The organism is Bradyrhizobium cenepequi (assembly GCF_020329485.1).
GTDB classification, from domain to species: domain Bacteria; phylum Pseudomonadota; class Alphaproteobacteria; order Rhizobiales; family Xanthobacteraceae; genus Bradyrhizobium; species Bradyrhizobium cenepequi.
The window spans coordinates 274,837-296,550 of sequence record NZ_JAGKJI010000003.1; the positions used below are offsets into that span (position 1 = coordinate 274,837).

A 21,714-nucleotide genomic window follows, 5' to 3' on the forward strand; every position below is an offset into this window, starting at 1 on the left:
TAACGCGGCTGTCGTTCCCGATCTTCACGCCAGAGGAATGGAGGCCTTTTCTGCGGATTCCCCTCTAGTTTATACGTAATTCAACTGGGGTGCTAGATCTACCTTGCGAATTTTGCTGCCGTCGGCGCGGATCATAGCAAGCGGCCTCGCTGCCGACCGCTCGCCCGCGGAGCCGGAGTGATCCGCATGGCCGGCTGCGCACGTGAAAAGACCGTAAAGTCGGGAGGGAGAAATGGACGAGTTGACACTGATGATAAAGCGCTGGCTTGCTGCAAACGACATTCCCGAGGATGGCTTTGCGCTCGTATTGAATTTCAGGAACGCTCATGGCGGCATGCAATGCGAAGAAGCGGTTCGGCGCGAGATGATGGAGGCTGAGCCCAACCAGGTCGCTCGGCTGACGCTGTACGATGAGTTCGAAGTGAACGGCATCACAGTGCGTGTCCAAAGCCCGTTGCAGGTCTTCTAGCTCTGGCAGCGCATGTCTGCTGACTGACAGAGAGTGCGATGATCATTTTGGCAGCCTTGCTGGCAGTGTTTGTGGCCGAGCCTTATGGAAGACGATATCATCTAGTGATCCGCAGAAAACCCGAGTGGTTTCAATTGGTCAGCTATTCGCGGCTTGAGCTGCCTTCTCTTTCCGGCCGGATTAGAAGAAGTTTAGCAAGCAGCCCCAATTGAAGTGGAATCAATCACGTCGTGAAACAGCTCGCTTCGAATCAACCACAGCGCTATTTCTTGTTGGACCTCATGCGAGGAGTAGCAGCCCTAACGGTGCTGATTTGGCATTATCAACATTTTTTTATGACGTCACCCGGCGTACTCCCTGCTTCGTTTTCGCGCAGTGAGCAACCTCTCTATTGGCTGCTGTTTCCATTCTATAACCACGGGAACTATGCTGTTCAGCTCTTTTTCTCGATCTCTGGCTTCATTTTCTTTTCAGAGTACTTGAAGCCCATAGGCACGGGCGCCGTTTCGGCGTGGAATTTCTTCGTTCTTCGGTTTTCGCGTATTTACCCGCTACATTTTGTTACATTGCTAGTTGTCTCGATCCTGCAGTGCATCGCCTATGACCGGTTCGGACGGTCGATCGTTTATGAAAACAACGATGCTTATCATTTCGTCTTAAACGTGCTTCTGGCGTCGCACTGGGGCTGGGAGAATGGCTTTTCGTTTAATGCGCCAATTTGGTCCGTCTCGATAGAAGCGCTGTTATACTTTGCGTTCTTTGTAGTTGCTTTAGTTTCGAGGAACAGCTCAATCCCTGCAACAGCATTATGCGTTCTACTCGGCCTTGCTGGTGCTGTGATCGGGAAGACGGACGACTCGATAGGTTTGGCGATGCTCGGCTTTTTTAATGGCGGACTAGCGGCCGTTTTTCTTCAGCGGAGCTACAGCCATTCAGTATCCTGGGCTGTCATCCTTTGTGCAAGCGTGCTGTTGCTTGCTGCTTCTTTGGCTATGGTCGCAGTGTTGTTCCCGCACCCGTCATGGACGGGAGTTCTATTTGGCGCGGTCTTTCCTACGGCTGTATTGACTCTGGCTGCACTTCAATATGTCCTGCTCGATGCCGGAAAGTCTGTCCGTTTTCTTGGAGACATCTCCTACTCGGTCTATCTGGTGCACTTTCCGATACAGTTGCTGGCTTTGCTGCTAATACGTGAGCGACTGATCAGCCTCGACTTTCATAGACTGGGCACCCTTCTCTTTTTTCTGCTCGCCGTAATGGCCGCATCATGGGTGACCTACCGGTCAATCGAGGCTCCAGCCAAACGCGCAATACGGCGAGCTGTTCCATCAGCCTCCGCGCGAAGCGCCAAGCCTGCCTCAGTCCTTTGCGGCCTGGACGAAAGTGAATTAGGGGCAAAACAGAACGAGGGCGCCGTACCTAGAAGCCGGTGACCTTTGGTTTTGTGCCTCTTACTGCGATGCAAGTCGTGACATTCGCGTGTGACATGCCGCAGCGAGATCAGCCGCGGCTCAATCGACCTAGAACGAGGCGCAATAGTTTGAGCGGAGCTCGGAAAACCCGTTGCGAGAAACGCCCCGTGTTTCGAATAGGCGCCGTGATTCTCCAAGACGTACTAGTATAGACTGCCGCCAGCTCAGCGGATATTTCTGCCTTTTCTTTTCTTGTCTCGGCGAGTTCGGCTCGCAAGCCGGCTTGCTCCAGCCGCTGCCCCCTGAGCTCCTCTTGCAATTCTGTTCGCAAGTCGGCGTGCTCCAGCCTCTGCCTCCTGAGCTCCTCTTGCAACTCTGTTCGCAAGCCATCTTGATCCAACCGCTGCTTCCAGAGCTCTTGTTGCGACGTCGTGATCTGGCTATCCGTGTTTCTGAACAGGGCTTTGAGCTCAACAATGTTGGCGGGGTTGTTCTGGGAAACAGCGTTGGCGAATGATTGCAGTTTGTTTGCGTCGGTTTTCGTCTCTGGTGCACTCTTCCGTGCAACCACCGAGTAATCCATACTGGATCCAAAAAGAGTGCTAGCAAATTGCTCCAGGGGGCCTTCCTCGGGATTGGGATTGGTGCCGTTCAATCGTACAACCGCTGCATCTTTGAATCCTGATGCCTGCACAAAAAATGCCAAAAGCGGAGGGGGCAATGGCTTGTTATGCGAGGGATCCAGATGGAAGGACCAGGTTCCTACCGTGAGGTTCTCTGGATTAGGAGTCTCCAAAATTAACAGTCCGGTTTCTGATAGCACTCTATGACATTGTTGCAGAAGATCGATTAGGTAATCGATGGAGAGATGTTCGACCACATGAAAGGCGGTAATAACGCCTGCAGAAGCGTCAGACTGATCGCGTAGGAACTGGAGTATATCCGCGTTGACTATTGACAAGCTTTTGTCTTCAGTTGCTTGAGCCATATCAAGATTTAGCTCGACGCCAATGGCACGCCAGCCGCATTCAGATAACAACTCGAGCCATTCCCCTCGGCCGCAACCGAGGTCGAGAGCCAAAGCATCGATCTTCAGGTGTTCCGCAGCAGACTCGAGGAGCGGCAGGTAAATCCTCAGTCTCTCTTTGATCAAATCGCGAGATCCGCGAAATCGATCTTCAAATTGCCGATAGATGGTGGAAAGTTTCTCCGATTGAGCAGGCATGTGCGACCTTCGATTGGATGACCGGTCGTATCATTGAGACCGACGACCAGCAAGAATGACCATCGCAACCGTTGTCCCTGGTCAAAAATCCCACCACCTGCGAGCTCGGCTTGGTGCGCAAAGTGAGGCTGCGCTCAACTCAACCGCGCCAACGCGTAGTAGGGGTCGCGATTCGATAGCCGATACCCGTGCGGTTCCATCGCACCAACAGTTGTTCCCAACCACCATTCTTTGGTAATGTGGCGAGAATTGCGGAGCGGACCGCGGTTTCGACCTGCCGCAGCGCTAGGATTGCGGACGGTGGGACGCCGTGGTAGGAGGCGCGGCCAACGAAGGGAAGGAGGCGGCGGCGCGGAGCCTGCTTCCAAACCGGCGTTGCGGGCGATCCAGGCCATTTTCATCGCACTATGCGCCATTTCCGCTTTTTCGACATCCGTCACGAGGCGCGCTTTAAGACCTGTCTTATCCTGCTGGCGGAGGAATATGAAAATTTTCCTACCCGCTTATTTTGTGTCTCCGCTAATAGACATCGCCGCGAGTTTAAGATTGTCGAACAATGGTGCCCGCAGCGAGCAATTGTAAATGGTCGCTGCACCAGCTAATGCTTCCGCCTCGTTCTTGGGGACCGGCCGTCATATTTTCGGACCGATGCCTCCATAGGAGCACGGAAGATCATAGTCCACTGTCAATTATCGGTTGAAACCTGAATGTCTAAGAAAACCGCCCTGATTACCGGAATAACGGGACAAGACGGAGCATACCTCGCGGAGCTGTTGCTCTCTAGAGGCTATAGAGTGCATGGCATCAAGCGGCGGACCTCGCTGTTCAATACCGACCGTATCGATCACCTCTATCATGACCTTCATGAAAGAGGCCACGACTTCACGCTGCATCACGGAGATCTGACCGATTCGTCGAGCCTCATTCGCATCGTGCAGCAGGTGCAGCCCGACGAGATCTACAACCTCGCGGCGCAGAGCCATGTGGCAGTGTCGTTCGAGGAACCGGAATACACGGCCAATTCCGACGCGCTCGGCACCTTGCGTCTGTTGGAATCGATCCGGATCCTCGGGCTGCAAAAGAAGACTCGCTTCTACCAAGCCTCGACCTCGGAGCTTTATGGACTTGTCCAGGAGGTGCCGCAGAAGGAAACCACGCCGTTCTATCCGCGCTCGCCCTATGCGGTCGCGAAGCTCTATGCCTACTGGATCACCGTTAACTACCGCGAAGCCTACGGCATCTACGCCTGTAATGGCATTCTCTTCAACCATGAATCGCCGATCCGCGGGGAGACATTCGTCACCCGTAAGATCACACGCGCGCTGGCGCGCATCAAGCTCGGCTTGCAAGAGAAAGTTTATCTCGGCAATCTCAATGCGCGGCGCGACTGGGGGCACGCTCGCGACTATGTGGAGATGCAGTGGCTCATGCTCCAGCAGGACGAGCCAGAAGATTATGTGATCGCCACCGGCGAGCAGCATTCGGTACGAGAATTCGTCGAGGTCGCTGCCAAGGAAGCCGGCATCTCCGTTCGTTGGGAAGGCGCCGGCGTCGACGAGAAGGGTTATGATGCAGCGACCGACAAGTGCATCGTCCAGGTTGATCCGCGCTACTTCCGTCCGGCCGAAGTTGAGACACTGCTTGGTGACCCTTCCAAGGCCAAACGCAAGCTCGGCTGGTCACCCACGACATCGTTTTCGCAGCTAGTGGGCGAGATGATGCAGGAGGATTTGAAGTCTGCGCAGCGCGACGAGCTGGTCAAGCAGCACGGCTACAGCCACTTCAATTATCACGAATAGGGGTGCGCTCAGTCCGTTGGATTAAGGCCGGCTTTGCGATCACAGCGGGCGCAAGCGGACGATGGCGGGCCAAGAGACTAACACGAGCGGATGGGGACAATTCGTTGGCGAAAAGCGCATTGGTAACTGGCGCGACCGGCCAAGACGGCCGCTATCTCGTCGACCTGCTGCGGAGGTATGACTATGTCGTGCATGCGCAGTCGCGGCGCGCCCCGCTCCCCGGCGCGGCCGTTGACGGCATCCAATGGCATGTGGGCGATCTCACGAGCGGTGCATTTCTCGAGCGGCTTATCGCGGACACCCAGCCGGATGAGATCTATAATCTCGCTGCCGTATCGCGGCCTATCATGTCGTGGCAGGTTCCTCGAGAAACCGCCGAGATCAATGCCTTCTTGCCGCAGAACATCTGTGAGCTGCTGCTGAAGCACAAGCCGGGCTGCCGCCTGTTCCAAGCGTCGTCGTCGGATATCTTTGGCGACGGCTTCAGCGAGCGCCAGGATGAGCACACCCATTGCGTGCCGAAATCGCCTTATGCTGTCGCCAAGCTCTACGGCCATCGCATCGTCGGTGCCTATCGGAAGCAGTATGGCCTTCATGCCTGCTCGGGCATCCTGTTCAATCACGAGAGCCCGTATCGACCGCTGTCGTTCGTGTCGCAGAAGATCGCTTATGCGGCTGCCGCCGCCGCGTGTGGGCTGAAAGATACGCCTGAACTCGATGAGCGCGGCCGTCCTATCCTCTCGAATGGCAAGTTGCTGCTCGGCGACCTGGGCGTCCGGCGCGATTTCGGCTTTGCCGGCGATTATGCCGAAGTCATGTACATGATCCTGCAGCATCCGACGGCGGACGACTTTGTGATCGGCACCGGCGAGGATCATTCGATTCAGGAGTTTTGCGAGCTTGCCTTCCAATCGGTTGGCCTCGACTGGACCGACTATGTCAGCGTCGATCCGAAGCTCATTCGGAAAACCGATAATCACTACACGCGTGCGGACCCGGCCAAACTTCGATCAGTCTTCAATTGGCGGCCCAAAGTGGCTTTCCCCGACCTAGTTTCGAGCATGGTTCAGGCGCGGGTGAAGCTATTGCAGGACGAAATGGCATCGAAGCCCCGCAGTTCCGGTATGAAGCTGTCCTGACCTCGCGGGATGAACGCCTTGATGCGTGTGCTCCATGCTTACAAGATCTACCTGCCGGACGTTTATGGTGGCATTGCGCACATCATCGTCACTTCGGCGAGGTAACGCGCGGGTGCAATCAACTAACAATCGCTCGGGCAAAAGAAGAGGTTCAAATGCTACGGAGTTTGTGGCGGTATCGCTACTTCATTATGTCCTCGATCCGAGGCGACTTAAAGGGACGCTTCGCGCGATCATATTTAGGCGGCTTTTGGTTTCTTCTGCACCCTCTCATGCAAGCTTTGATCTTCTCAATCATTCTTGCAGAGATTATGCGCGCACGCATGCCAAACGTCGATAGCGAAGCAGCCTATCCTATATATGTGCTATCGGGAATGGCCGCATGGGGGCTCTTTAGCGAGATACTAAACCGCAGCTTGAATATCTTCATCGAACAAGCCTCTGCGATGAAGAAAATTGCATTTCCGCGTCTCTGCCTTCCAATCATTGTCTGGGGCAATGCACTGATCAATCACGTCCTGCTTTTGGTCGCAATTGCTGTAATCTTTCTATTTTTTGGCCACTTACCCGGACTCGCATGGAGCTATATCGTCCCGGGTATGGTGTTGATTTCTGCCATGGCATTTGGGATTGGAGTTTTCCTCGGCGTCTTGAACGTCTTTGCTCGCGACATCGCGCAAATCATGACCGTTGCGATGCAGTTGTGGTTCTGGTTCACGCCGATTGTTTATGTAAAGAACGTTGTTCCTGCAAAGTTTCAAGCGGTTATAGACCTAAATCCCATGACAGGGCTTGTTGGTGTCTATCAGAACGCACTGCTCTTGAATCAAGGCCCGTCTTTGAGAAGCCTAATTCCACCCGTGATTATAAGTGTCGTCGCAGTATTAGCGTCGTTCGCCATTTTTCGCCGTGCAAGTCCTGAGCTCGTGGATGCGCTGTAATGACGTCCGTCCTGTCGGTTGCTGGTATTGGTAAATGCTACTCCACTTATCGGAGCAATCTGCAGCGTTTCGCCAACTGGTTTGGTGCGCGGGTTGCTCCTTCGTCAGAATTTTGGGCTAATCGGAATATTTCCTTCGAGGTCAAGTCGGGTGAGGCGCTGGCGCTCATCGGTCAAAACGGCGCGGGCAAGAGCACGCTGCTGAAGATCATTACGGGAACCGTTCGACCAACCACTGGCATAATTGGGGTCCGCGGACACGTGAGCGCTATCCTCGAACTGGGGCTAGGCTTCAACGCCGAATTCACAGGAAGACAGAACATCCTCCATGCAGGCGGATTAATGGGTATGTCTCAGCAAGAGTTGACATCTCTAATGCCCGAAATCGAAGCCTTCGCTGAGATCGGTGACTTTTTTGATCAACCGATTCGCGTCTATTCGAGCGGCATGCAGGCGCGACTTGCTTTCGCGCTAGCGACAGCAAAGCGTCCGGAAGTGTTGATAGTTGACGAAGTTCTTTCGGTTGGAGACAGTTACTTCCAGCACAAGAGCTTCGATCGTATTCGGCACTTCAAAAACCAAGGCACGTCGATCATATTGGTGACTCATAATTTGGCCGATGTGAGAGCTCTTTGTGATAGGGTGATACTTCTCGATAGGGGCGTCGTCATGAAAGATGGCTCGCCCGAGGAGGTCGTTGATTTTTACAATGCGATGATCGCCGATCGAGAGAACGCAAATCTAAAAGTAGAGCAGAAGCGCCAAGGCAACGGCTGGGTTGTTACGAGGTCTGGTACCTATGAGATCAGCGTCGGCGAAATAGTCTTGGTAAGTGCGGACACGGAGGAGCTCGTGGCTACTGCTCGGGTTAACCAAAAGCTCAAGCTCCGGTTAAAGGCTTGCGCAAGCGAAGATATTCCGCGTCTTGTTCTTGGATTAATGCTTAGAGATCGCGCCGGCCATGTGGTTTGGGGGTCAAACACATGGCATACCAAACAAATATTGAAGAACATCAAGGGCGGAGAGGTCATCGAATATACGTTCCAGTTCACATGCACTCTTGGACCGGGCTCCTATTCATTTACTCCGAGCCTGAGTAGTTCAGATACACACCTTGACGACAACTACGAATGGCGAGACAACGCCGTAGTTTTTGATGTCGTAAATGTTGACTATCCGTTTTTTTTGGGTAGCGCATGGATGGACGCGACGATCAAGATCGGTAGGCGATGACCCGGCCAGGCAACATGAAGTCGGATTGATCAGCGCTTCCGCGAAGTCGCACGGTAAGGATTTCGGCGCAACATATTCTGAGCCACTGGTGAGGCGGTGGAAGTTGTAGCCGACGGCGGAGAGCACGGCGTTGTTAGCATGGTCGTGCTTTGAACCAGAGATGGCCGCGCCCAATGCGATGGTCGGTGCCGATGCCGGGCCGGCGGATCTGCGGCGCTCGGAGGAGGATCTGCAGATTGCCCACAAGCTGTTCCTTGCTGGATCATGAAGGCTCCAAAGAAAAGCTGCCCCGGAGGGCGGCTAGTTGATCTTGGGTTGAGACCTGGTCTATCGTCATTCCCGACTAGGAAAGTGCCCCATGCATTCCAAATTGAAGGCCGCAGCCAAGCGACTTGTGTCGCGATCGCCCCTGTTCTCTAGCGCAATGAGAGCCGCAGGCCTGTTGCCCTCGGGGCTGCAAATCGCCACAACCTCACTCGTCCAACACCCAAAGTTGCGCTTGAACGACAATCAGGTCTTTTTAGGTTATCCCTTCAGCGACCTCGCCGCGCTCGCGAAATATCGCAAGTCCGTCACTGCCGCGGGCCCCGGCTTTCATGTCGATTGCTTTGGCATCAAAACGCGATATTCGTACTTCTCAGATGCGGCCGACAGCCAGGCTGTCCAACCAAATCTACCGTTCCCAGACAACTCGCTCTATGGCGAGGCGGTCGAATTTCTGGCCACCTGCCGCGCTGTGGATGCGGCCGTTGACGAAATGGTCGTCTATGAATTCGGCGCTGGCTTCGCTCCCTGGCTCGTCTGTACCGCTGCTATGGCACTGCAACGGCCGATGAAGAGGCTGAAACTCGTCGCTGTCGAGGCTGACCCCGAACGCCTCCCTCTAATCGAACAGCACTTCGCAGATAACAATCTGCCGCGACCCGGCGCGCCACACCCTATCGTCTCAACCGAGATCATTCACGCCGCAGTATCCGATCAACGCGGAACGCTCAGCTTTTCCGCCCAAGGTATCAAAGACTGGGGGGGCGCCGCGTCTAAAGACAGCGGTGGTGCCGACTATCGCGGCGCAACCGGAGATCGCGTTTCAGTCCCCGCCCTGCCTATCTCAGAGTTGCTCCAACGCGAACCCATCGTTGATCTTGTTCATATGGACATTCAGGGATTTGAATATCTTAGCATCTCGGCGTCACTCAATGCGTTTTGTTCAAAGATAAAAAGTGTTGTTATCGGAACCCACAGCCGGGTCATTGAAGGCCAGTTGATCGATCTTCTTCGCCGGCACGACTGGGTGTTAATCTACGAGAAGCCTTGCAAGTTTCATACAACTAGCCAATTGCCTGACGTAACTGGGGCCACCTATTTCGACGGCACGCAGTTCTGGATCAACACGCGCCTTTGGCCAGCGAATTTCAGCTGGCAACCTGACTTGACGCCGCAAGCAACTGCAGCACTTACTGCTGTCGGGAGTTAGAACGATACTATAGTAGTGATGCCGGTGCCGAAATGGATACTGGCGATATTCGGGGTTGTGGTCAAACGGGGGCCCCGTATGTTTTGTCCACTATTCGTCCCAAGTGTGAACGTGTTGTTCACAGCTGCGAACCCGACCAGGCTATTGAGGATATCCGCAAACGGCGTGACAAACTTCGAGGCCTTCGTCGCCTTCGGCCCCGTGCCGGCATGAGAAAACTGGCCGAGGACTCTAGCCGAATAGCCGAATACGGTCCAATGGATGTCAAAGCATGCATTTCTATCTAGCAGAGCGACTTAAGCTCATTTGCCTTGGTGGAAAGCATCCGACTAATCTTTTGCGTGCTTTCGCAGAAAGTCCTCGTAGGCGAGGGATAATCCCGCATTAATTGCCGTCTTGGCTTTCCAACCGAGGCGCGACATCTTGCTTATCTCCAGAAGCTTTTGCGGTGTTCCATCGGGCTTCGATGAGTCGAATTCGATGTCACCTTCATAGCCGACAGTGGATCGAATCAGTGAAGCAATCTCTCTAACTGTCATATCCTGACCCACCCCGACATTGATTAGTGGCATTGTGTCTGTGAGAGTCAGGCTCTTGAACTGCTCGTCAGGCAAGCCCAGCAGATATGCGATGGCATCGCCCAGATCCAGCGAGAACATGAATTCCCGACGAGGCGTGCCAGAGCCCCAGACGGCCACTGACTGGTGGGACCTTTGCTTAGCTTCGTGAAATCGCCGGATGAGGGCTGGTATGACATGAGAGTTCTGGGGATGGTAGTTATCACCCGGACCGTACAGGTTGGTTGGCATTAATGCGAGATAGCTAGTGCCAAACTGACGGTTAAATGCCTGGCAGGCCTCAACGCCTGCAATCTTTGCGACAGCATATGCGCGGTTAGTCGACTCCAACGGCCCGGTGAGAATATATTCTTCCCTGATTGGCTGAGGGCAATCCCTGGGATAAATGCAAGAGGATCCCAAGAAAATCATTCGACGAACGTTGCTGGTGTAAGCCGCATCAAAGACATTTAGCTGGATGCGCAGGTTCTTGTGCAGAAAATCCACAGGACAAGTTGAGTTGGCGAGAATCCCACCAACCTTTGCGGCGCACATCACCACAAAGTCCGGCTGAGATCGCATGAAGAAATCATACGTCGCTTCGCGATCTTCCAAATCTAGCCGATCGCGTGGGCAAGTGACTGTGTCGTAACAGCCTCGCTCGCGAAGAGCGTGCAGCGTTGCCGATCCGACAAGCCCGTTATGTCCGGCGACAAATACTTTCTTTGCCAAAAGTCTCTCTCCGTTCCGATCTCGCGGGCTCTTGCCGCTCGCTCCTTCTTTTTTGCGCAAAGAGGAGCAAAGCTAGTTTCTCGCGCGGAGGCGGTTCCGCGCGAACGTGATCAAAGGATACCAAAACGCGCGGGTAGCGCGAAAAATTCGATAATTGCGCGATAGATGAACAAGTCGGTGAGACAGCTTTCGCCGAGTCTGCTCCACAGTAGATGGATACTCGCGCGCCAACGCCGGATGGTCATACTTGCCAATATAAAGCTTCTCGCTTGGGGTCAAAATGAAATCGATCAGCTGTCGTTCGGAAGTCGTCCATGTCAGCGCCCCAATCGCCGAAGCTTTCCTTGCCAGCCGTCCCATTTCTGAGGCCGACGTAAGGTCCAGTGGAGCAGGATTTTTCAGGTCATACAGAAGCCCGTTGACGCCGGGGATTATGTATTCGTTCATCGTGCCGTTCCTGGGCGCCACCACGCATTGGCCGCGCGCAAAGGCCTCGAGAAACGATTGACCGATGCCTTCTTCAGCTCGAGGGGCAAAGAACACATTCTTTTTTTCGAGCAACTGATCGAGCGCTGTCTTGTCTTCAAACCAATTTGAAATCGTTACGTTGTAGTGATCCATGTCCGCTTTGGTCGGAAGCCGGGGAGGCGGGGTGCCTGGGTCAACTGCGAGATGAAGATGGAGGCTGGCAAGCTGATTGCGAGATATCAAGGCTCGGATCGTCGACCATGAAATCTCGCGCTCACGGCGAAGCCAGAAAAAGCCGTGAAGCCCCCCCTCAAACGAAGCCGGCTGTGCCTTTGGCTCCTGATAGTAACGTGCAAGATGACTTGCAATGCCAAGTCCCAGAGTCATTGAATGCAGACCGATCGAGAAGTTCAGGATCTTCGACCCCTGGAACGGTTCCCAAAAACCTGTCAAGTTGTACATAGGTCCGCGCCATAATCCGAACTGGTCGAGCATCGGGATGTATATGACGTTCGGGTGTAATGTTCTGTAATGCGATGCGGGAATCGGACAGAAAGCCTGAAACATCATCACCGCGTCATAAGTGCGCACATCTTCCCAAGCTACTGGGGCTCCGCCTTGCCACGAATTATCCCAGAAACAATCGACAACGAGTCCATGTCGCCTCATCATTTCAGCCAAGAACGATGTGGACCGCGTTTTTTCATGGAATGAATGATCGACGTAGGCCACACGCATCAAAGTCGCTACCTTTTCCTCAGCAACGGGTAAAGCTTCCTGGCAAGCGCATATGCCGTTGGATTTTTTTTCAGCGTAGCCTTCAGCAAACCTTTCATCGCCAGGCGAACGTCCGATACACCAGCGCCAATATCACCATGTCCTGTGGTCACCTCCAACGGGTTTAATACAGCGCTTCCTGCCAGAGCCCAGGCCACCGAACTTACAAAGTCATCGCGGTTCGAGTATTTTGTCAGCAAGCCGGAAATAAATACATTGCTATTGTCTGGGCGGTTCGGGATGAGGTGGGCGACCTTCCTGTGAAGTGTAAAAAAGCTATGGTGAAGCCCGTGAGCCTCAGCAGGCAGCAGCATCGGAAATCGTTCTCGGACTATTCGAATACACTCCATGGAGTGAACATAAAGATCGCTGGAAACTCCACCCAGCGAGTAATTGACGGTGATTTCTCGTGTGTAAACATTGCGGACGCCGGCATCTAGGCAGCTCATGATCCACCTAAAGTCCGCAGCTATCTTGTAAGATGTGTTATACGGGCCCGATGCTTCATAAGCTGCTCGCGTCGCGTATATGGCGTTGTGGCAATCATTCGCGCAGGTAAAGTAACTGCCAGGATGCACGAACGCCGGAGCCCACGTGATGGCGTTGTTGTCGGGGAGGCTAACAGCCGCTGCTGTGAACAGAAGTGTCGCATCATGTCGACCTCGCAGCCGTTTGACCGCAATCTCAGCCGCAGACGGCTCGAGCCAATCGTCCGAGTTCAGCACGCAAATCAATTGGCCGCGTGCCAGCGGAATCGCCTTGTTAAGCGCATCGTACAAGCCTCGGTCGGGCTCGGAAGCAAAATAGTCAATCCGATCAGCGTACCCCTCGATCAGCGCCAGTGTCCCGTCTGTCGAAGCCCCGTCGAGGACGATATGCTCGACATTCTTGTAAGTTTGCCGTTGAACACTTTCGATAGCCCGGGAGAGCGTTTCCGTGTTGTTTCTAACGACAGTGACGTAACTCACTAACGGATTCTCGGGTGTCGCTTCCTTCTGGTGCCCACCAGTCCGGAGGCCGCCTTCGATTCGCTTGCCGTTGCCTGCGCCTGGAGAGAGTCGATCTCGCCAATTGGGCCAGTCAGTATGCGCGCCTGCCGGTCGACGCCTTGGGAACTCAGGCCCTTCGCTTCCGTCCATGTATCCGAGTGGACTCGCCTGTATCGCACCGCTCTCGTCTCTGGGCCAAGCTTTGGAGCGCATATCGCTAGCTTTCACGATTCCTCCTGCCTTACGTAGCAGCTCCGCATGGCGGTATTGGGCTAGAGAAAGAGTATTTCCAACAATATCTGCGCAGAGGTCCCAACTAAACAATCGAGCTCTCTCAATCCCGCACGCCGAGAGCTTTGTCCGCAGCTCGGGAGACGAGGCCACCTTATCGATCGCGTCCGCAACCCCGTCTACGTCATCACAATCGAACATCAAGCCGGCGTCGCCAACGACCTCAGGCAACGACGAATTATTGGCCGAGATGACGGGCGTCCCGCATGCCATGGCTTCTAGTAGGGGTAAGCCGAAGCCCTCGTAGCGCGAAAGATAAATGAAACTTGTTGCCCCGCTGTACATTGCCGAGAGGTCGCTATCGTCCACGAAGCCCGCAAGGATAATGCGGTGACGCCAGCGCCCAGCATCGGCAAGAATACGATCGAGTTCTTTGGTCCTCCACCCGACCATCCCGACCATAACGAGATGCATATCGGTCGCCTGACTCCGCTCGAGATATGCCAGGAAGGACTTGACCACCTGGTGGAGGTTTTTGCGGATTTCCAGCGTCGCCAGGCTCAGCACATAGGGTGCTGCGGCAGGAATGCCATACTTTTGGCGCACCCTCGCCAACTCGGCCGAATCGTTGCACGGTTTGAACCAATCGCCGGCCGCCAACGGAATGACCGTGACCTGTGACGGATTCAAGTCAGGGCGGTAGGCGATCAAGTCGCGTTTTGTGCTCTCGGAAATCGCAAATATGACCGTGTGCTCGTCCAGGCTGGCGATTATTTGGTGGACCTCGCTGGCGGCAACTGGCTCGAAGAACTCCGGGTGAGGAATGGCTACAAGATCGTAGATGACGTGCGCTCGCAACACCCGCTCATAATCATGCCAGATCGGCTCCGCCACGCCAAACGATGACAGAAAAATATCGACCTCGCTCGGCAACGCGCCGCGAGCCGAACCATAGGTAGGCTGCGGGAGCTCTCGGTCTACAAGATACTTGGCGAGGCTCTGGTCATCGCCCGAGCGATATACATAGTGGGTCTCAAAACGCCCTGATCTTACCAGTCGTGGAAACAGCTCGTCACAAACACGATAAACGCCAGTCTTTACCCCTTGCGCTAGCACATACATGTCTAGCGCTAAACGGACTTTGGATTCGGTCATATGCGCTTCATAGCGGGTACAATAGCGGAATTTCTTGACGAGGAGGAGGCAAAAATCAAGAAGAATTCGCTCGAATCAAGAGAAATCGCTCGAAAAGGATTTCGATGGACTTGACCTGAGCCGGTCGACTGGGGGAGAGAACTTCGCAGTGTCCGACCAGCTCGGTTCCCGGAACACTTCATCGCCGGTCGCTAAGTGGAACTCCGGGGTGCACAAACGCCAGTATCACGGACGTCCTGTTCATCGTGAATCCCGACCACCCCTCTCTTTGCGTCTTCGATCAAAAGCGGCTGCTTGGGCGCACGATTATCGAATATCGGATCTGGGGAGCTCGACGTGCTTCCGCGCTATTGCAGGTTAGCGAGCAATTCTTATGACGAAATCTGGACCGGGAGAGATCTGAACTTGGACACGATCAGGGAAAATCTACCGGATTTTCAGCGTCCGCTGAGAATATTGCCCTACGCCATCCATAAAGATCCTTTCCCAAAGGTAGACCCAACCGGCAGGGAGGATATTAGCACGCGCGAGGGCATCGCCCCTGGTGCTTTAGTCATCGGTTACTCCTTTTCCGTGTACTCGAACTACTATCCAGACGACGCCGTTAAAGCATTCGTCCAAGTCTTTCCGGATACAAGAGGCGTGTTGCTCATTCTGAAGTCGTACGATCTCGACAACCGGCCGATCGAGAGGGCCGCGCTAAAGGTGATCGCGGGCGATGGCCGCATCCGCATTTATGATGGAAAGAAGCGGCTCAGTATCCACGAGTTCTATCACGCGATCGACCTCTATTTCTCGTCTTCATGCGCTGTAGGTTACGGATTAAATCTTGTCGAGGCCGCGCAAGCCGGGCTGCCGGTAACTGCCAGCGGATGGCGGATCGCACCCAAGATTCTGGTGCTCCGAGGCGTTTGTGCCGTCGGCTATGATTTGCAACGAGTGCGCGATCTGCAGGGACACTATGCCGGCATTAAGAATGCCGTGTGGTCTCGGCCTAAAATCGACGAACTCGCTTCAGTTCTCAAGACGATGCATGATCGCTTCAGATCAAAGCTGCCGCAGTGACCCGGAGCGTCGCTTTGACGATACGATCCACGGTCGGGCTCGAAGCCCGGATGCTGTACGGCCCAATGACGGGCATTTCCAACTATAGCTTTCACATAGTGCGCGGTCTTCTGAAACAGACGTCGTCTTATCAGTTTCGGGGGTTTGTCGGCACCGGCTGGCGCGATATCACGCTCGCCTCGCTAGTGACTGCGGAGCAGGGCGAAGGCGGCGACGAGAATTCAACGTCCTTCCGTTCCGGGAATTCGTTTTCCAGGCGTATTGCGCGTCTCCCGACTCAGCTGGTCGTTCGCTTCTCGGATGCTCGGCCTATCCGGCTGTTGTACAGGGCGACCTACCGCCGCAGTTTTGCCGCGACCGTTCGCTCGGAGCGTCTTGACTTCTTTCATGCCTTCAATTTTCGCCCACCGTCGGACCCGGGGGTGCCCGTGCTGCCTGTGATCTACGATCTTTCGACATTTCGCCATCCAGAATATCATCCGGCCGATCGCGTCGCATGGCTTGCCCCGCTCGGCGACATCATTGCGCGCGCGCCACTGGTGCAGACCATCTCCGAATTTAGCAAGCGCGAGATCATAGATCTGTTTGGCTATCCAGCGGAAGACATTTTCGTCGCACCGCCGGCCGCGGCTCCCGTGTTCGCACCGAAGGGCGAGCCCATGACATCTCGCGACCTCGCGCCGCTTGGTCTAAAGCATGGCCAGTACTTCCTCGCAGTGGGCACACTTGAGCCGCGCAAGAATATCCGCACGCTCGTTAGCGCCTACGCCCAGCTGGCACCGTCCGCGCGTGCGCAATGTCCGCTCGTCGTCGCCGGCGGAAAAGGGTGGGGTGATTTGAAGCTGCCGCGGCAGTTGGACGCGCTACGTTCCGAAGGTTCGTTGCGCCTTTTAGGCGGTGTTCCCAATATGCAGTTGCGAAGCCTCTACGAGGGGGCGCGTCTGCTGCTGATGCCTTCGCTGTACGAAGGGTTCGGTATGCCGGTCGTAGAGGCCATGGCATGCGGAACGCCGGTCGCATACAGCTCTTGCTCTGCGATGGAGGAAATCGCCTTAACTCTCGGTAGGGTTGCGCCGGCCGAGGATGTCGACGCTTGGAGCGGTATCTTACGCCAGGCGCTTTCATGCAACGAACACCTAGATCCAGCGTTGCGGAGGCTCCGGATTAACCGGGCGCGTACGTTCGACTGGTATCGAAGCGCCGGGCTAGTTCTCGACGCCTACCGTCATTTGGGCCTGCGGTAGCAGGGATACTGGTTAATATGTCAATCCATCAACAAGGGTTGCACAAACCGAGGCAACTTGCGATGGCGCAGACATTGGAAGCGATCGCACATTCAATACAATTCGGGCGACTATCATAAGCTGCAGCAGGCGAGGTCTCATGAGTGAACGCATCATCCCTTTGATCATGTGCGGCGGGGCGGGCACCCGGCTGTGGCCGGCGTCGCGCGAGGTCCATCCGAAGCAGTTCCTGCCGTTGTTCGGCGCGCGCTCGACCTTCCAGGAGACGCTGCTCAGGGTGTCGGATCCGGCGCTGTTCGAGCGGCCGATCGTCATCACCAACAACGCCTATCGCTTCATGGTGCTGGAGCAACTGGCCGGCATCGGGCGCGAGGCGGACGTGTTGCTCGAGCCCGCCCGGCGCGACTCCGGGCCGGCGATCGCAGCCGGCGCCGCCTTTGCGCAAGTGCGCGACAGGGAAGCGATCGTGCTGGCGCTCGCCGCCGATCACGTGGTCGGCGACACCGAAGCCTTCGTCGCCGCCTGTCGCGAGGGACTGGCTGCCGCCAAAGCAGGCCGCATCGTCACCTTTGGCATCAATCCCGAACGCCCGGCCACCGAATACGGCTATATCAGCCCCGGCGATAGCATTTCGGGGCAGGTGCGCGCGGTCGCAAAATTCGTCGAGAAGCCGGATGCCGCAACCGCGGCCGACTACATCAAGTCGGGCTATCTCTGGAACAGCGGCAACTTCATGTTCCGCGCTGCCGTGCTGCTTGACGAATACCGCAACTTCGATACCGCCAGCGTGCAGGCGGTGACCGAGGCGGTGACGAATGCTCAGCGCGATCTCGGCTTCGTCAAGCTCGATGCAGACGCGTTCGGATCGGCGAAAGCGATCTCGATCGATTATGCGGTGATGGAAAAGACCGCGCGCGCGGCCGTGGTGCCGGTGTCGTGCGGCTGGTCGGATGTCGGCTCCTGGCATGCGGTGTGGGAATTGTCCGAGAAGGACGGGCAGGGCAATGCCGCACGAGGCGCTGCGGTGTTCGAGGATTCCCGCAACTGCAATGTCTCGACCGACCGCGCGCTGGTCGCGCTCGAAGGCGTCGACGATCTCGTGGTGGTGGCGACGCAGGATGCCATCCTGGTGTCGCGGCAGAAGGACGCCAACGGCCTGAAGCGGCTGGTGGCGAAACTCAAGACGGTGACGCCTGAGGTCACCGAGAACCATATCAAGGTGCATCGGCCCTGGGGCTCGTACCAATCGGTCGACAATGGCGAACGCCATCAGGTCAAGCGCATCATCGTCAAGCCGGGCGAGCGGCTGTCGCTGCAGAAGCATCACCATCGTTCCGAGCACTGGATCGTGGTGCGAGGCGCCGCACGCGTCACCGTCAACGAAACGGTGACGACCGTGCACGAGAACGAATCGATCTACATCCCGATCGGCGCGGTGCATCGGCTGGAGAACCCGGGCAAGATCCTGCTGGAATTGATCGAGGTGCAGACCGGCAGCTATCTCGGCGAGGACGATATCATCCGCATCGAGGACGATTATCAGCGCACCTGATTGCCGCCATCCGACCGGAGAGTTGCTGAACAACATCGGCGGCGATCTAGAATATCGGTTGCTGACGAATTGAGAATTGTACCTATGGACAGTGATAAGTGCAGTGCCCGGCTTGAGTGGCGGACGGGCCGGCGCTGTAGCTCGTCAGGGATGAGAAGCTCAAGATCGTCCTGGAGAGCTTACAGGCGCCTCGCCCAGGTTAGGCGACGGTGGGGGCGATATGGCGTTTCGCGCTCGTTGTTGTGCGATGGCGGCGATTGTCGCCCCGACGCGAAAGATGCCAGCGAACAATCAATTGGCTTCTTAGTGAGAATGGTTCCGTAGTGAGGAGCGGAGTCCGGACGGGTCGGCAGGCGACGGGGCGATCTAATCGAGTTTGCGATCGGGCTCGGATGCCGATCACCGGCACCCTCGACGCGGCAACGTTGAAGGTCTTGATCACCGCGTGAGGGACGGCCGCACTGATCCCAATCCGTCGGGCGCGTGGGTGTGGATTGCGACCCGCCACACCATACATGCGCGCTAGCCTCTGGGTCCCACTGGGCTAGCGCGATCTTCCTTCGCGCGTAGCATTTAACTCCGCTCTTAGCCGTGCGGCTGCATCGCTTGGGGGCTCTCGACTTGGGGGCGGCTCATTGAGGTTCTGGGCCCAGGGCGCGCCTGATCGAGCTGTCGAGCTCAGTGTGGCTCGGTCGGTACTCGCACAAGCAGAGACAAGAAGATTAATAACGGCCATGGGTCCCGTCCGCGTTGTCGCTCGGATGCCTAAGTTCATCTAAAGGATCCTCCCCTTGAACTGGCAGGTCACTATCGTAGATGGGGCGAATTCCGGAAAATGGCCTGCCGGCCTCAAGCGGGGACCTAAGATGCTTCGTCTGACTTCGGACCCCTGTCGTAGCACGCCACCGACAACAACGAGGCATGGGAAAGCCTCGGGCGCCAAAAGACAACGCCATGATTCTATTTTGATATGCTTTCCCATTTGCGATCTCGTGCCGGTCTCTCTTCCGGACGTTCACGCGGGACGTCGGATTCATCCTGGACAGCTTAGTGTCCGCCCGAACCAGCCAACATGTATCTTGAGGATGGTGTTCCGATTGCTACAAAGCTGATAGGAAGCTGAAACCACCAGAGTAACCTTGTGGAAGCAAGGTGCCTACATGAACGCCGCCGGACTTTGCTCATTGAAGCCGGCCGACTCTCGATCGGCAGCGGGGGGCCAGTAGATCTGAACAAGTCGGCCGGCGGTCTTTTTCGACCGCGATGGCGTGCTTAACGTCGACAAGAACTACGTGCATAGGATCTAGGACTTCGAGTGGACCGCCGGCGCACCGGAAGCGATCAAGCTCTGCAATGATCTGGGCTATCTGCCCTTCGTTGTGACGAAGCAGGCCGGCGTCGCGCGCGGCTATTATGGGATTGATGCCGTTCGTCGATTGCACGGCTGGATGAATAGCGAACTGGCCAAGATGGGCGCTCATATAGACGAGTTTCAATATTGCCCCTATCACGAGGGCGGGATCGTCGAGCAGTGACGGCGGGCCAGGGATTGCGCAAACCAGTGCCTGGAATGATTCTGGACTGTTTCAGAACTTGGCCGGCGCGAAGAGAGGCATGCATTCTGATCGGCGGCAAACCGCACGATCTAGAGGCAGCCGCCGCACGAATACGAGGACATCTGTTCAAGAGCGGCAATCTCGCAGATTTGTCCGCCGATTGCTGCGAACGAAAGCTTGGCCCTTCAGCGAGCCGACGCATTGCCCTAGGTCCACACGAACACGTCATCGCAAATCGCTGTGCTCTCCGACGCGCCCAACAGGCAAAGCGGGTTCTTCAAACTCGGCTAGACCTACGGGCGCCGCCGGACCGGATACGTCAAAACTCCATGGATCTGAAGGCATCGAACAGCCTTTGAGACTGTCTCGCATCCATTCCATCGCAAAGAGATGGCCGCGGCTGCTCACGGCAGCGGCGTAGCCCAACAGCAGGAATAAGGGGATCTCGCGGCTGATCCGTCCGTGCGCCAGGCTCAGAATGGTGGCGAAGGCGACGCCTGCGAGGACGAACCGGGCCTCCGGGTTGATCCGTCCGAGCCAATACATCCGGACACCGACACATTTCGCAATTAGGATCACAAACAACGCGCCGGCGAGCGGACCGAATTCGACGGCGACCTGCAGCGGCGCGCTATGGACCTGCGTCCCTCGAATGCAAGACATGGTTGGGAAGCGCTCAAAGCCGATACCGAATAAGTCGCCCCTGGCCAGCAGCCGGAGCGCATCGACATAGAGCTGCTTACGAATGTCGATCGAGTTTCGGAGGTCGACCGCCGCGCATCCCGCGTCCAAGGAAGTTGTGCTCTCGATAGCAAGATGAACGAACAGCTTACTTGTTCCCCAACGCGCCGCGCTGCCTGCGAAGCCCGCCGCCAAGACGGCTCCCAGAATCAGTAGAATGTAGAGGCGCTGTCGCGCCTGGTTTGCAATGCCGATTGCGACCAGCATCGCTGCGGCAATCGCGACGAACGTAAACCTCACCTGGCACGCTGCGAAGACGAAGGCGGGCACCGCCGACAGCCCAGCGACGAGGACTGCTCCGCGCCCAGTCAGCTGCCGGGCAGTCACAGACAGCAGCAGAAAACCTAACAGCATCGTGAACTGCGCCGGGGCCGCATCATAGAGACCGAACACCACTAGCTTCGGGTGGTTTGGATCACTCCATTGCTCGATCAGCGAAGGAATCGTTACCAGCGTACCTGCCACAACGACCGTTGCGATGAGGAGGATGAAGCTGCCCGACAGCACTTTCGCCGGACACAGCCGCGCCGCCGGGTACGCGGCGAGCGTGAGCGTCAGGAGGAAGAATTCCTTCCGATCAGGACCGATTCCATTCAACGCCAGAGAAATGCCTATCGCCAGCAGCAGGCAGCAAAAGATTGCATCGCGCGCATCGATCTCGAACTCACGCCATCGCCCGAGCGCGAGCAGAGCTGCCGTCGATCCGACCATCAGAAAGCCGGTGAACCACGAGCCGGTCGCGAACCATCCGTGCGCTAGAACTGCGAGTGGACTGGCGGCAAACAGGATGGCGAATAGAAGCAGCGCGCATTGCTGCCAAGCAAAATCGATTCGCCGCTCCAAAAACAGGCGCATGGCCCGGAACATGGACGCGCTTCCCCCAGCCGATCACCGCGATCGACTAGCACTGCGGCCGTCCAGTGAACAATCCTTTCCGAGTGAGAATCGTACAAATA

At 56.1% G+C, this 21,714-nt stretch carries 16 protein-coding genes; 11 read left to right on the top strand and 5 right to left on the bottom strand.

Features of this window, described 5'->3' with window-relative positions:
* Positions 1–232 precede the first annotated feature (232 nt).
* Positions 233–469 (top strand): hypothetical protein, encoded by a 237-nt coding sequence (locus J6497_RS06720; RefSeq protein WP_225703459.1) that lies wholly within the window; start codon positions 233–235, stop codon positions 467–469.
* 230 nt (positions 470–699) lie between these two features.
* Positions 700–1,902 carry an acyltransferase family protein gene (locus tag J6497_RS06725; protein ID WP_225703460.1) on the top strand — a complete coding sequence of 401 codons (1,203 nt, stop codon included), beginning with the start codon at positions 700–702 and terminating at the stop codon, positions 1,900–1,902.
* Between the two features lie 67 nt (positions 1,903–1,969).
* Here J6497_RS06725 and J6497_RS06730 read toward each other — a convergent pair whose 3' ends face one another.
* Complete coding sequence (locus J6497_RS06730; protein WP_225703461.1) at positions 1,970–3,106, bottom strand: class I SAM-dependent methyltransferase; 1,137 nt, start codon at positions 3,104–3,106, stop codon at positions 1,970–1,972.
* Between the two features lie 707 nt (positions 3,107–3,813).
* On the opposite strand from J6497_RS06730, the gene gmd reads away from it, so the two are divergent.
* The 5 genes from gmd (at position 3,814) to J6497_RS06755 (ending at position 9,691) form a co-directional block, all read left to right on the top strand.
* Complete coding sequence (gene gmd / locus J6497_RS06735) at positions 3,814–4,905, top strand: GDP-mannose 4,6-dehydratase (RefSeq protein WP_225703462.1); 1,092 nt, start codon at positions 3,814–3,816, stop codon at positions 4,903–4,905.
* Between the two features lie 104 nt (positions 4,906–5,009).
* Positions 5,010–6,044, top strand: coding sequence for a GDP-mannose 4,6-dehydratase (locus J6497_RS06740; protein ID WP_225703463.1), 1,035 nt, complete (start codon positions 5,010–5,012; stop codon positions 6,042–6,044).
* 191 nt (positions 6,045–6,235) lie between these two features.
* Positions 6,236–6,985, top strand: coding sequence for an ABC transporter permease (locus J6497_RS06745; RefSeq protein ID WP_225703524.1), 750 nt, complete (start codon positions 6,236–6,238; stop codon positions 6,983–6,985).
* Entirely contained in the window at positions 6,985–8,217 is a 1,233-nt protein-coding gene (locus tag J6497_RS06750) for an ABC transporter ATP-binding protein (RefSeq protein ID WP_225703464.1), read from the top strand. Before J6497_RS06745 ends, J6497_RS06750 begins: the two co-directional genes overlap by 1 nt.
* 499 nt (positions 8,218–8,716) lie before the next feature.
* Positions 8,717–9,691, top strand: coding sequence for an FkbM family methyltransferase (locus J6497_RS06755; protein ID WP_225703465.1), 975 nt, complete (start codon positions 8,717–8,719; stop codon positions 9,689–9,691).
* Between the two features lie 329 nt (positions 9,692–10,020).
* On the opposite strand, the gene J6497_RS06760 is transcribed toward J6497_RS06755, so the two are convergent.
* From J6497_RS06760 to J6497_RS06770, 3 genes are all read right to left on the bottom strand, one after another.
* On the bottom strand, positions 10,021–10,980 hold the full coding sequence (locus tag J6497_RS06760; RefSeq protein WP_225703466.1) for a GDP-L-fucose synthase family protein: 960 nt from the start codon (positions 10,978–10,980) through the stop codon (positions 10,021–10,023).
* Between the two features lie 72 nt (positions 10,981–11,052).
* Positions 11,053–12,186 carry a glycosyltransferase gene (locus J6497_RS06765; protein ID WP_225703467.1) on the bottom strand — a complete coding sequence of 378 codons (1,134 nt, stop codon included), beginning with the start codon at positions 12,184–12,186 and terminating at the stop codon, positions 11,053–11,055.
* 8 nt (positions 12,187–12,194) lie between these two features.
* Positions 12,195–14,600 (bottom strand): glycosyltransferase, encoded by a 2,406-nt coding sequence (locus J6497_RS06770; RefSeq protein WP_225703468.1) that lies wholly within the window; start codon positions 14,598–14,600, stop codon positions 12,195–12,197.
* A 405-nt stretch (positions 14,601–15,005) separates the two neighbouring features.
* Between J6497_RS06770 and J6497_RS06775 the strand changes: the two genes are divergently transcribed.
* From J6497_RS06775 to J6497_RS06790, 4 genes are all read left to right on the top strand, one after another.
* Complete coding sequence (locus J6497_RS06775) at positions 15,006–15,665, top strand: glycosyltransferase (protein WP_225703469.1); 660 nt, start codon at positions 15,006–15,008, stop codon at positions 15,663–15,665.
* A gap of 50 nt (positions 15,666–15,715) precedes the next feature.
* On the top strand, positions 15,716–16,909 hold the full coding sequence (locus tag J6497_RS06780) for a glycosyltransferase family 4 protein (RefSeq protein ID WP_225703470.1): 1,194 nt from the start codon (positions 15,716–15,718) through the stop codon (positions 16,907–16,909).
* A 139-nt stretch (positions 16,910–17,048) separates the two neighbouring features.
* The gene (locus J6497_RS06785) at positions 17,049–18,461 is read left to right on the top strand and encodes a mannose-1-phosphate guanylyltransferase/mannose-6-phosphate isomerase (protein WP_225703471.1); all 1,413 of its coding nucleotides are present in this window, start codon (positions 17,049–17,051) and stop codon (positions 18,459–18,461) included.
* Between the two features lie 1,379 nt (positions 18,462–19,840).
* Positions 19,841–19,996, top strand: a complete 156-nt coding sequence (locus J6497_RS06790; protein ID WP_225703472.1) for an HAD family hydrolase — start codon at positions 19,841–19,843, stop codon at positions 19,994–19,996.
* A 246-nt stretch (positions 19,997–20,242) separates the two neighbouring features.
* Here J6497_RS06790 and J6497_RS06795 read toward each other — a convergent pair whose 3' ends face one another.
* Positions 20,243–21,625, bottom strand: coding sequence for an O-antigen ligase family protein (locus J6497_RS06795; protein ID WP_225703473.1), 1,383 nt, complete (start codon positions 21,623–21,625; stop codon positions 20,243–20,245).
* Between the last annotated feature and the right edge of the window lie 89 nt (positions 21,626–21,714).